This is a genomic window from Metabacillus sp. Hm71, assembly GCF_051842955.2.
Lineage (GTDB): Bacteria > Bacillota > Bacilli > Bacillales > Bacillaceae > Metabacillus.
Genome location: NZ_CM200278.1, coordinates 5263644 through 5276304, shown reverse-complemented (window position 1 = coordinate 5276304; position 12661 = coordinate 5263644). Strand labels below are relative to the sequence as shown.

Sequence of the window (12661 nt, the reverse complement as noted above, 5' to 3'; positions counted from 1 at the left end):
CCTACCCCTTAATTCAGACGCAAATGAGGAATAGACATGCATATTATCTCAATTTTACTAGGAATTATTATCTTTCTAAACATCGCTTTTGCCGTTGTCATGATTTTTCGTGAACGAAGAGATGCATCCTCATCATGGGCATGGCTGCTTGTATTATTTTTTATCCCGTTGCTGGGCTTCGTCCTTTATCTCCTATTCGGGCAAAATTTAAGCCGCTACCACATGTTCCAGTGGGAGGACCGGAAAAAGCTTGGAATCGAACGGTTGTTAAGCAGTCAATTGGAGCAAATTCGCAATGATACATTTGAGTTCCGCAATGAAACCGAGCGAGATTACAAACAGCTTATTTATATGCATTTAATGAATAATGATGCGGTGTTAACAAAAGACAATCTTGTTGATGTCTTTACTGATGGGAATAAAAAGTTTGCGAAGCTGCTGGAGGATATTGAACAGGCAAAGGATCATATCCATCTGCAATATTATATTTTTAAAAAGGATCAGCTTGGCAAGCAGCTTCTGGAGGCATTAACGAAAAAGGCGCAGCAGGGAGTGAAGATACGAATTTTATATGATGATTTAGGTTCGAGAGGACTGCGGCGCTCCTTTTTTGCTAAGCTAAGAGCGGCAGGCGGAGAGGTTGAAGTGTTTTTTCCATCAAAGCTAAGGTGGATCAACCTCCGCCTTAACTATCGTAATCATCGGAAATTGGTCATCATTGACGGTCAAATTGGCTATGTTGGCGGCTTTAATGTTGGGGATGAGTATCTTGGGCTTGATCCGAAATTCGGCTATTGGCGTGACACGCATTTAAGGATTCAGGGTCCAGCCGTATATGCCGTGCAGACCCGATTTATCTTAGATTGGAATCAGGCAGCACATAAACGGAAAATTCCTTACCTGCCAGAGCATTTTCCAGAGCCGGTGCGAAAGGGAGATAGCAGCATGCAAATTGTCACTAGCGGCCCTGATTCAGAATGGGAGCAAATAAAACACGGCTATATCAAAATGATATCTACCGCGAAAAGAACAATTTGCATTCAGACGCCGTATTTTATTCCTGACGCCAGCTTGCTTGATGCCTTGAAAATTGCCTGCTTATCTGGTGTTGAGGTTAAGCTGATGATTCCGAACAAACCTGATCACCCATTTGTTTATTGGGCAACGCTGTCCTATGTCGGAGAAATGCTCAGCTCAGGTGCACGAGTATTTATTTATGATCATGGATTTATCCATGCAAAAACAATTGTCGTGGACCATGAAATTTCATCTGTCGGCACAGCAAATATTGATATGAGAAGCTTCCGATTAAATTTTGAAGTCAATGCGTTTCTTTATGATCCTGAGATTGCGAAAAAACTCCATGATGTCTTTCATGACGATATCGCCTTATCTCGTGAGCTGACACTAGAGGACTATGATCAGCGTTCAAAACTGATTCGATTTAAAGAATCAATTTCACGATTGCTTTCGCCAATATTATAAAAGGAGGTTGTCTCAAAAAGGTCTAACCTTTTGTTTTGAGGCAATCTTTTTTTAGGTTTAAAAGAGTACGCATAAAAATGGGATGCTATTTTGCTAAACAAACGAAAGCAGCCTCTCGTTTTATGATATAATGAAAGCGTTTTAGAGAAATTATTTTTACATAATAGATTCATAGAACGGATCAAAAGGATGATACAAGCATGAGAATATCATACAAAGGAGGAGACCGTATGAGCAGGCTGCTTAAGCTAAAACCTGTTTTTAAAGAACGGATTTGGGGCGGAACCGCATTAAAAGATTCATTTAGCTATGAGATTCCTAGCGACCAAACGGGAGAGTGCTGGGCGATAAGCGCCCATCCAAATGGCAACAGTATCATCGAGAACGGTCTATTTGCAGGCAAGGAGCTAAGCTGGCTTTGGGATCATCATCGCGAGCTCTTTGATCAATATGAAGCAGAGCGTTTCCCGTTATTGACCAAAATCCTTGATGCGAAGAAGGATTTAAGTGTTCAGGTACACCCTGATGACCACTATGCCAAGGAACATGAACATTCAGAATTAGGGAAGACAGAGTGCTGGTATATTATTGATTGCCAGGAAGATGCTGAGCTGGTCATTGGCCATCATGCCCGTTCAAAAGCACAGCTTGTGCAAATGATTCATTCTGGCGGCTGGGAAGAACTGCTTAGGAGAGTAAAAATAAAACCTGGTGATTTTTTTTATGTTCCAAGCGGAACCATTCATGCGTTATGTGAAGGAACATTGGTGCTTGAAACCCAACAAAGCTCAGATACGACCTATCGTGTCTATGATTATGATCGTTTGGATCAAAATGGAGAAAAACGAGAGCTTCACTTGAAAAAAGCAATTGATGTCATAACAGTCCCTGACACCATCCATAAATCAAGTCCTCATACATATGACCATGGCCCGGCACGAGTAACAACTTATATTGAGGACAAGTACTTTTCTGTTTATAAATGGGTTGTTTCAGCCGATTATCATGTGAAACGCCATGCACCGTTTTTATTATGCAGTGTCATAAATGGACAAGGTGAGATAAAGTCCGAACAGGAAATACTTTCGATAAAGAAAGGTGATCATTTTATTATCACCGCTCTTGCATCAGACATCATTCTTTCAGGAAAGCTTGAGCTTATCGTTTCCCACCCTTAACTTAAAAGGGGAAAGTCCCCTTTTAAGCTTTATTCATTCCCCAAATGAAAGAACTTTTCAATCAATGTTTTTACGTTTTCTAAATCAGGCTCATTTTTTAGATTTCCCAGCATACCAGAGATCACTGGAATCCGTGGGTCCTCTCTTTCTATTTCAGCCTCTAACACCTCTAATGTGATTTTTAGATCTTCATTCTCTATTTGCTCTTTCGTATGATGTATTTTTCTTAGTACATCCTCTTTAGCGGGTTCAGGGTAAAGCTCAGACAATCTTTCCACATAATCTGCGGTTAAAATAGGCTCTTCATTTGAACGGATAAAGCCTGCTGCAAGATCATCCATTCTTTTTAGGATAAAGTGTGAAAGCCTGTGCAAATCAAAGGAAGCCTTATCGAAAATGATCAGCTTTAAGTAAGAATGGACAATGCCCTGTAGAATGATGTTTAAATCATAGATAAACGGATTGATTGGCGAACCGTATATTTTTATTAATGACTCATGATAAAAACTGCTAATTTCAGCACTGATTTTCCTAATGAAAAGCTCGACTTCCGAATTGATCGGGATTGTCTGTTCACGAATTTGCATGATAATAAATTCTTTGTTTTTTTGAATTTCCTCCAGTTGTGCTACTAATTGGGCAATAAATGTCTCCCGTGGCGTTAAATCCTTGATCTTCAACGAATCTAGTTTTGATTGAATTGATTGGAATTGATATTTAAAGGCTGCCAGTAAGAGAGCCTCTTTTGATTTGAAATATAGATAAAATGAACCTTTAGAAATACCGCAAGCATCAACAATTTCTTGGATTGATGTGGAGGAATAGCCCTTTTTAGCAAAAAGACTCATACCTGCTTCAATAATCTTCTTTTCTTTGTCTTTCATCTTATTCTCCTTAAGATTGATAGCCAAATTAATGGTTATACTTTAAATAAATTGACCATTTGTTCACATTTACAAAAAATTAAAATCTAAATATTATCGGAATCATTGACTATGACTAACCGGTCATTTATATTATTAATTGTTGTGACCAATTAGTCAAATGCGTTTGGGGGATAATATGAATAGCATAATTAATTTTGTCTTAAGAAACAAGTTTGCTGTATGGCTTTTAACCATTATTATAACCGCAGCCGGACTGTATTCGGGGTTAAATATGAAGCTAGAAACAATACCAAATATTAATACCCCGATTATAACGGTAACGACCGTTTATCCAGGAGCAACACCTGAAGAGGTTGCAGATAGTGTGACAGAGCCGATTGAACAGATTGTTCAAAATCTTAATGGCGTAAATGTCGTTAGCTCGAATTCGATGCAAAATGCCTCCTCGATCCAAATTGAATATGATTTTGAAAAGAATATGGATGAGGCTGAAGACGAGCTGAAAGATAGCTTAGAAGAAATTGAATTACCTGAAGGGGCGAATGAGCCGGATGTAGCAAAGTTAAGCATCAATGCCTTTCCGATTCTAGCCCTTAGTATTGCAAATGAAAACCAGTCTCTTGCAGAGCTGACAACAGTTGTTGAGGAAGAAATTCTGCCAAAATTAAAGGGTGCAGATGGTGTTTCTTCCGCTCAGATTGCTGGACAGCAAGTGGAGGAAGTTCAGTTTACATTTAATGATGAAAAAATGCAGGAATACGGGCTCGATGAGGAGACGGTGCAAAATATCATCAAGGGGGCAGATGTTAAGCTCCCGCTTGGGCTATATACATTAGATGACACAGAAAAATCTGTTGTTGTTGATGGAAATATTATGAGCATTGATGATCTGAAAAATATTGAAATTCCTGTGACACCTTCCACTCAAAGTGCAGCACAGGGAGCGATGCAAGGGAATCAAGCTTCTGGTATGACCGGTCAGTTGGAACAAAATGCTCAAGCATCTCCAGGACAAAGAGCTGCACAAACTGCTCAGGCAGGACAAGTGATGGAGCTTCCCACTGTCAAGCTTTCGGAAATTGCCGATATCAAATTGGTGGGCAAGGCTGAGTCAATTTCACGAACAAATGCGAAAGAGGCAATTGGTATTCAAATTGTCAAAGGAACGGATGCGAATACCGTTGATGTTGCGAATGAAGTTAAAGAGGTATTGTCTGAGTTTGAAGATGAAATCGATGGACTCGAGGTTATTTATACGTTAGACCAAGCAACTCCGATTGAAGAGTCTGTCGAAACGATGTTAAGTAAGGCATTGTTTGGAGCGTTATTTGCTGTCGTGATTATTCTCTTATTCTTAAGAGATATTAAATCAACGTTGATTTCTGTCATCTCGATTCCATTATCATTATTAATTGCGATTATCCTATTAAATCAAATGGATATTACACTGAACATGATGACGCTTGGTGCGATGACGGTTGCAATTGGCCGCGTGGTGGATGACTCGATTGTCGTCATTGAAAACATTTATAGAAGAATGTCACTTAAAGGTGAACCACTGAAAGGAAAAGCGTTGATTCGTGAAGCAACGAAGGAAATGTTCATCCCGATTATGTCGTCAACGATTGTTACGATTGCTGTATTCCTTCCGCTCGCATTAGTAAAAGGAATGATCGGTGAATTATTTATGCCATTTGCTTTAACAATGGTTTTCTCCCTGTTAGCGTCATTGTTCGTGGCGATTACCATTGTTCCAATGATGGCCCACAGTTTATTTAAGAAAAACCTTTATGGTGAAGGCAAAAAAGTGAAGCACAATGAGCATAAGCCAGGCCGATTTACTAGTGCTTATCGCCGCATTTTAAATTGGACGTTAAATCATAAGGTCATTACATCGTCTATTGCGATTCTGATGCTTGTTGGAAGTTTATTCTTGGTTCCAGTCATTGGGGTAAGCTTCATGCCATCTGAAGAAGAAAAAATGATGATGGTGACATATTCACCAGAGCCGGGGGAAACAAGAGAGCAAGCTCAGAAGAATGCTGAAATCGCTGAAGATATTTTCTTAGATCGACCTGATGTCAAAACTGTTCAATATTCATTGGGCAGTGAAAACCCAATGAACCCTGGAGATACGAACAGTGCGGTATTCTTTGTGGAATATGAAAAGGATGCAAAGAATTTTAACAAGGAAAAGGAAGAGGTTGTAAAAGACATTCAAGCTGCTGCCGAAGGCGGCGGAGAGTGGACGTCACAAAACTTTGCTATGACTGGAGCAAGCAACGAATTAACGATGTTTGTCTATGGCAATAGCATGGAAGAGATTGAACCAGTTGTAGAAGAGATCCAAACGATCATGGAGGACCATGATTCTCTGGATAAGGTTGAATCAAGTATGGCGGAAACTTATGAGGAATATACATTTGTTGCTGACCAAGAAAAGCTCAGCAAACTTGGTCTAACTGCAGGACAAATTGGCATGGAGCTAAGCCAAACGAGAGAGCGTCCGATTTTAACAAAGATTGAAAAGGACGGCAAGGAATTAAATGTTTATCTGCAGGTTGAGGAAGAAACAGTTGAGACGGTTGAAGATCTGACTGAGCGAACCATTCAATTACCGCTTGGAACAGAAGTAAAAATTGGTGATGTGGTGGAAATAAAAGAGGGTGAAACCTCTAATACTGTCACAAGACGTGATGGCAAAATCTATGTACAAGTATCTGGAGAAATTAAAACGAATGATGTAGCCAGCGTCTCAGCAGATATTCAAAAAGAAATTGACGACCTAGATGTTCCTTCATCCATCGATATTAATATGGGTGGGGTAACCGAGGATATTCAAGAATCCTTTACACAGCTTGGGCTTGCGATGCTTGCAGCCATTGCGATTGTATACTTCATTCTAGTCGTTACCTTTGGCGGCGGTTTAGCACCGTTTGCGATTCTGTTCTCACTTCCATTTACAGTCATTGGTGCACTTGTCGGCTTGTACATTGCTGGTGAGACCGTTAGTGTCAATGCGATGATGGGTGCTCTCATGCTGATCGGAATTGTTGTCACGAATGCGATTGTTTTAATTGACCGAGTGATTCACAAGGAAAAAGAAGGATTAAGTACTCGTGAAGCATTGCTTGAGGCTGGTGTAACCCGTTTGCGACCAATTCTCATGACAGCCATTGCGACAATCGGTGCTTTAATTCCGTTAGCTTTAGGCTTTGAAGGCAGCGGGATCATATCGAAGGGACTTGGAGTAACCGTTATTGGCGGTTTAACAAGCTCAACCCTGTTAACACTTGTGATTGTCCCAATTGTATATGAACTATTAAGCAAACTGCGCCGCAAAAAAGTGGCAGTGGAAGAAGAATAACAATTGATTAGGGTCTGACTTTTTGTCAGATCCTTTTGTATTTTATTCATAGTTTACATTTTAGACATGTACCCTTCATAATAGGACGTATAAATGAAATATGAAGACTTTGTAAACTTTTCGACAAAATCTATCATAGTTCGCCAACTTTTTATATAATTCGATAAGTGTGGTTTTTTACTAGTCTTTGATGGGGGAAAGAACATGTTTCTTTTTAGGGGGAAAAAAGATAAATTTTCAATACTTTTATTGCAAATGACAGCAAATCTCCAAGCAGCAACTCAATTTTTTTTAGAGAAAGAGATTACGAATCAGACTGATCTACAAGAATTAGTAGCTGCCATTGAAAAATATGAAAAAGCTGGGGACGAATATGTCGAAACGATCATGAAGGATTTAAATCATTCATATATTACGGCCATTGATCGGGAGGATATTTTACAGCTTGTAGTTTGTTTAGACAATGTCTTAGATGGAATGGAGCATTGTGCGGGGTTGTTAGACATGTATGCGATAACGAAACCAACTGAGCAAATGAAAAAATTTGTGCAAAAAATCCATGAATCCGCGATTGAAATATCTCATGCGGTTGAGCTATTATCACGCCGGAAATTAACGGCGATGACACCGTATTCTGCAAAAATCAAGGAATTGGAAGCGAACACAAATAATCTTTTAAGAATGTCGATTAAACAATTATTTGCCACAACGAGAGACCCGATTAAGATCATACAATGCAAGGAAGTGTATGAATCATTAGAGGGAATTGTGAATGAATGTCGCAGTGTCGCTAACACGCTGGATAGTATTATCATGAAAAATGCGTAGTGGAAATGCTTTACATGCTTTAAAATAATGCATAACCGATAAAAAATAAAAAATCGCCGAACCCTTGGTAAATGGGTTTGGCGATTTCAATATAGGGGGATAAGATTAAAACCTGCTAATTTCCAGTTGGCTATTGATGACAGGATCATTTTCTTTCCGTTTTACATAATGATAATTTCCTTTTTGATCTTGTTCACGTGCTTTTACATTATCAGCTAACCAAAGGGAAAGCCATTTTTGAACTCTTTTCTTGTGCCGATAATCAAATATCGGGAAAAAAATTTCAACACGATTTTCCATGTTACGTGTCATCATATCAGCAGACGAACAAAGGATTTTCTCTTCACCATTATGGTGAAAATAGTAGATTCGGCTATGTTCTAAAAATCGCCCAAGGATACTTCTTACTTTAATATTTTCACTAACACCTTTAATACCAGGTTTTAAACAACAAATACCTCTTACAATCAGATCAATTTTTACACCTGCATTGGAAGCCTCATATAGCTTCATAATTAACTTTTTATCTGTAAGTGAGTTCATTTTTGCTATAATATGTCCATTTTTGTAAGCTTTATGGAATTTTATTCCATCGTTAATTAATGAAATAAAATCGTTTCGAATATCAAAAAGTGCAACTGACAAGTGATGATAAGAAGGCTTTTCCATATACCCGCTCAGGTAGTTAAAAAAGTTGGTAGCATCGATCCCGATTTTTCTATTCGCTGTAATTAATCCTATATCAGTATAAAACCTTGATGTTACGTTATTATAATTTCCAGTTCCTAAATGAACAAAAGGTTCGATCCGCTTTTTTTTTGCGTCGTACAACGAGTGTAATTTTTACAATGAGTTTTTAAGTTCGTCATGCCATAAATAACTTGGCAACCTGCTTGTTCCAATTCTTTTGCCCATTGCACATTGTTTTCTTCATCAAAACGTGCTTTTAATTCTACTAAAACGGTTACTTGCTTCCCAAATGCGTTTCTTCATCGTCTCAGCAAAAGAGGGAATTGAGGACATGGTGGCAGAGGCAAAAGTCGAACGTATGAAAAGACACGTAAATCATCAATTGGTCATTGACTACAATGAAATGCTAGAAGATGTTGCGGAATAGGATTGAAAATGGTGAGAGGAGGAGAGCGTGTGTCTGAAAAAGATAAGCAAATCATACATCAGCTAAAACAGTCCTTGCTGCATTTAGATGAGGCGTTGACCTTATCGATCCAAATGCTTGAGGAAGATGCAAATAATAAAAATAAAATAACTGCTGTATGGGAGGAATTTTTAAGTGCCTTTTTTGACCGGGTCAAAAGCAGAGGGGATGCAAGTAAAGTAAATTTATCTAAATTGGTACCATTGCCAAAGCTAATCCGGTTTTTCAAAATTTAAAAAAGGGAGGTATTTGTCCGTTTGGTATAAAACATCTTCTTACTTATGGACAAATACTTTCCCTTTATTCAAAATGTTCCTCCCTTTTATTGCAGCATCATCACTTTGTACATAGGTAACCCTCGCTTGTTTGAAAAAAATACAAACAAACGAGGGTTTTTGTTGTTTACAGCTCCTCTATTACATTTCACTATCTTTAAATCATCCTTACATGAAAAATCTATTTTCCTATTCAACAAATGGATGCACTCATTAAGATTTTTACACAAAATTAATAAACATTTACAAATAATCAAAATTCCTTTTACATAGGAATGATAAATTAATCGATGTCGAAAAAAATTTGGAGGGGAAATAATGGACAATCTTCGTAATAAGATTATGGGTATCACATTAGCTACAACGGTAGCTTTAGGTTCCTTAAGTATAGGAAGCATGATGAACAGTGAAGAGGCAAAAGCCGAACCAAAAACAACAGGAAAAGAACCTGTTAATGTGATCATGATGGTCATGGATGGTACAAGCTCTACAGCTACAACATTAACTCGTTGGTATAAAGGTTCACCTCTTGCTATGGATCAAATTGTATCAGGGGGAGTTCGCACTTATTCGGCAGAATCAGCGATTACTGATTCAGCGCCGGCAGGAACAGCTTTAGCAACAGGAAATAAATCGAACTCAGGTTACGTAGGGGTATTACCTTCCGTTGTGAATTCACCTGGCTTAGATCCAATTAAAGAAGAAGACAAGTTTCGTCCGGTTGCCAATGTGTTAGAAGGTGCGGAACGTACAGGACGTGCGACAGGAATCATTGCTACATCGGAAATTCAGCATGCAACACCGGCCGGTTTCTCTGCACACCACGCTAACCGCAATAATTTTGATGTTCTTGGTGAACAACAAGTCTATCAAAATATGGAGGTTGTATTAGGTGGAGGAAAGGCATCACTCTTGCCAACGTCAAGCAATGGAACTCGTAAAGACAACGAAGATTTAGTGAAGGTAATCCAAGAAAAAGGGTATGATTTTGTTGAAACAAAGGATGCTCTATTAAACTCTAAATCTGATAAAATCTGGGGTTCTTTCTCCAATGCTGCTCTTGCGTATGACATAGATCGAGAAGCAACTAATCCTGAACAGCCGACGCTTGCTCAGATGACAGACAAAGCGATCAACACTCTATCAAAAGATAAAGACGGCTTCTTCTTATTTGTAGAGGGAAGTAAGCCGGATTGGGCGGCACATTCAAACGACGCAATCGGGATTATTAGCGATGTATTAGCATTTGATGCTGCGGTTGCAGAAGCTTTAGAGTTTGCTAAAAAGGATGGAAACACGATGGTTATTGCTTTAACTGACCATGGCAACAGCGGTATTTCCATCGGTAACAGCAATACAACAAAAGGTTATGATACAACACCGGTGTCAGCTTACATTGATCCTTTGAAGGAAGCAAAAATGTCACTTGAAGGTGCTACAAGCAAACTTAAGGATGATTTATCTAATATAGAAGAGGTAGCGGCACTTTACGGCTTAGATAACTTAACAGCTGATGAAAAAGAAAAGTTACATGCTGCTAAGAAAAAAGCGGATGTAGGTCCAATCTTGGTTAAATTATTAGCAAATCGTGCAAACCTTGGGTTTACAACAGGTGGTCATACTGGTGAAGATGTATTCTTATACTCTTACGGTCCGGAAAGACCGTTCGGTCTAGTCCAAAATACGGACATTGCAAATACAATGGCTGAAGCAATGGGCTTTGATTTAAAGGATTTAACGAATGAATTATTTGCAGAAGCTGGATCTGCCTTCAAGAAAATTGGAGCAGACGTTACAATCGACAAGACCGATGCAGCAAACCCTGTGCTTGTCGTAAAACACAATAAAGCGGAAGCTCAATTGTTTGTTAATAAGAATATAATCCGTATCAACGGAAAAGATTATGAGCTAGGAAGCGTCGTCGTAGAAAGCAACGGCAAATTCTATGTACCTGAAAAAGCTGTTCAATTATTCAAGAAGTATTCTCGCTAAAACTAAATAGATACAAAAGAGCTGATCTTTTTCGATCAGCTCTTTTTTTTATTTAAGGCAGGAAGGGAGAATAAAGAAAAAGCTTTTAATCGTAAAAATGCCATTTTAAAAAGAAATCGTTAACTTACATAACGTTTTATAACTGGGAAATAATAACCAATATTATTTCATAATAGGAGATAAAAATGAATAAGCAAAGTATAAGCGCCCTTCAGCTTTTCTATGTCATAATTGGATTTGAAGTAGGAAATAAGTTGATTTTTGGAGGAGGCGCACCTGCAAAACAGGACGCCTGGTTAACAATCTTATTTGGCATGCTATGCGGATTAATTTTAATGTGGATTTATGTAAAATTATCTGATTATTATCCAGGCGATACATTAATTCAAATGATTCCTAAAATTGTAGGGAAGTTTCTTGGATACCCACTCATTTTGTATTATCTTTGCTATTTTACTTTTCTTGCTTCAACTGCCTGCAGAGACTTCAGTGATTTAATTTATTCAACCATTTTAGTTGAAACCCCTATGCCGGTTATAACCGTAAGTTTTATGGTGTTAATGATTTATTGTCTTAGGGGAGGGGTGGAAGTTTTTGCTCGTATGGGAGAGGCAGTTTTTCCTATTTATATTTTCTCCCTTATCGTGATTTGGATTCTTTTATTTACTGTAAAAGGCTTTAACATTGGTAACCTTACCCCGATATTTGGGGATGGAGTAAAGCCGGTATTAAAGACAGTTTTTCCAATTGAACTTACGTTTCCATTTGGTGAAACAGTCATTATTACCATGTTTTTACCCCTTCTAAACAAAAAGAAGCATGCCAGAAAGGCAGGAATGGCCATCATTTTGATAGGGGGGTTTTTGTTAGTGATAAATACCATATTAAATATTGCAGTTATAGGCCCGGAAATTTATAGTAAGTCCCCTTATCCGTTAATGCGTGCTACACGGATGGTTTCGATCGCCGATTTTCTTGAAAGGTTTGATGCCTTGGTTATATTAATGATGGTTGCTGGGGTGTTTTTTAAGGTCGGAGGGTGGATGTATGGCGTTTCGGTTGGTATTGCACAATTATTTAACCTAAAGGATCAACGTTCCATAAACCTTGCAATCGGTACAATTATTATTCCTTTATCATTCTTATATGCTTCCAATTATATAGAAGCCAGGGAGGTGGGAGAGGCATTTATTCAACCTTTTCTACATATACCATTGCAAATTATTATACCGATCTTATTGCTTTTAATCGCTTTTATTCGGAATAAATTCAATTTAAACTCGAGTCGTAATGGATAGAGATGCTTTTGTAAAGCTAAATGTAACTTTTGCAAGTAATGATGTAAATAAGTCGATTCCAAATAGATAGATCGAAATCGGTTTTTTTACCTTATGTTTCAAGGGAGATATAGTCTGTTTGTTTTGGGGATTTTATAATAAAGTTACCACAAGATTGAGCCATGATAAAAGGGGCTGCTCCTTTGAGGCTGCCCC

8 protein-coding genes and 1 pseudogene are annotated in these 12661 nt (G+C 38.3%); 7 read left to right on the top strand and 2 right to left on the bottom strand.

Features of this window, described 5'->3' with window-relative positions:
• The first annotated feature begins 36 nt into the window (after window positions 1-36).
• Both cls and manA read left to right on the top strand, forming a co-directional pair.
• The gene (gene cls / locus ACSVDH_RS25955; protein WP_439250342.1) at window positions 37-1485 is read left to right on the top strand and encodes a cardiolipin synthase; all 1449 of its coding nucleotides are present in this window, start codon (window positions 37-39) and stop codon (window positions 1483-1485) included.
• Window positions 1486-1715: 230 nt separating this feature from the next.
• Window positions 1716-2663, top strand: coding sequence for a mannose-6-phosphate isomerase, class I (manA, locus tag ACSVDH_RS25950; protein ID WP_439250341.1), 948 nt, complete (start codon window positions 1716-1718; stop codon window positions 2661-2663).
• 29 nt (window positions 2664-2692) lie between these two features.
• On the opposite strand, the gene ACSVDH_RS25945 is transcribed toward manA, so the two are convergent.
• Complete coding sequence (locus ACSVDH_RS25945) at window positions 2693-3547, bottom strand: TetR/AcrR family transcriptional regulator (protein WP_299093674.1); 855 nt, start codon at window positions 3545-3547, stop codon at window positions 2693-2695.
• Between the two features lie 178 nt (window positions 3548-3725).
• Between ACSVDH_RS25945 and ACSVDH_RS25940 the strand changes: the two genes are divergently transcribed.
• Together ACSVDH_RS25940 and ACSVDH_RS25935 are read left to right on the top strand one after the other, a co-directional pair.
• Window positions 3726-6917: an efflux RND transporter permease subunit gene (locus ACSVDH_RS25940; protein ID WP_439250340.1), complete on the top strand. Its 3192-nt coding sequence runs from the start codon at window positions 3726-3728 to the stop codon at window positions 6915-6917.
• A 204-nt stretch (window positions 6918-7121) separates the two neighbouring features.
• Window positions 7122-7745 carry a DUF47 domain-containing protein gene (locus ACSVDH_RS25935; protein WP_439250338.1) on the top strand — a complete coding sequence of 208 codons (624 nt, stop codon included), beginning with the start codon at window positions 7122-7124 and terminating at the stop codon, window positions 7743-7745.
• Window positions 7746-7850: 105 nt separating this feature from the next.
• Here the strand turns inward: ACSVDH_RS25935 and ACSVDH_RS25930 are convergent.
• Window positions 7851-8722 (bottom strand): annotated as a pseudogene (locus ACSVDH_RS25930) (polyphosphate kinase); the annotation flags it as partial.
• A gap of 169 nt (window positions 8723-8891) precedes the next feature.
• Here ACSVDH_RS25930 and ACSVDH_RS25925 point away from each other — a divergent pair.
• From ACSVDH_RS25925 to ACSVDH_RS25915, 3 genes are all read left to right on the top strand, one after another.
• Complete coding sequence (locus ACSVDH_RS25925; RefSeq protein WP_439250337.1) at window positions 8892-9137, top strand: hypothetical protein; 246 nt, start codon at window positions 8892-8894, stop codon at window positions 9135-9137.
• A 357-nt stretch (window positions 9138-9494) separates the two neighbouring features.
• Window positions 9495-11168, top strand: coding sequence for an alkaline phosphatase (locus tag ACSVDH_RS25920; protein ID WP_439250336.1), 1674 nt, complete (start codon window positions 9495-9497; stop codon window positions 11166-11168).
• A 185-nt stretch (window positions 11169-11353) separates the two neighbouring features.
• Window positions 11354-12466, top strand: a complete 1113-nt coding sequence (locus ACSVDH_RS25915) for a GerAB/ArcD/ProY family transporter (RefSeq protein ID WP_439250334.1) — start codon at window positions 11354-11356, stop codon at window positions 12464-12466.
• Window positions 12467-12661: the final 195 nt, after the last annotated feature.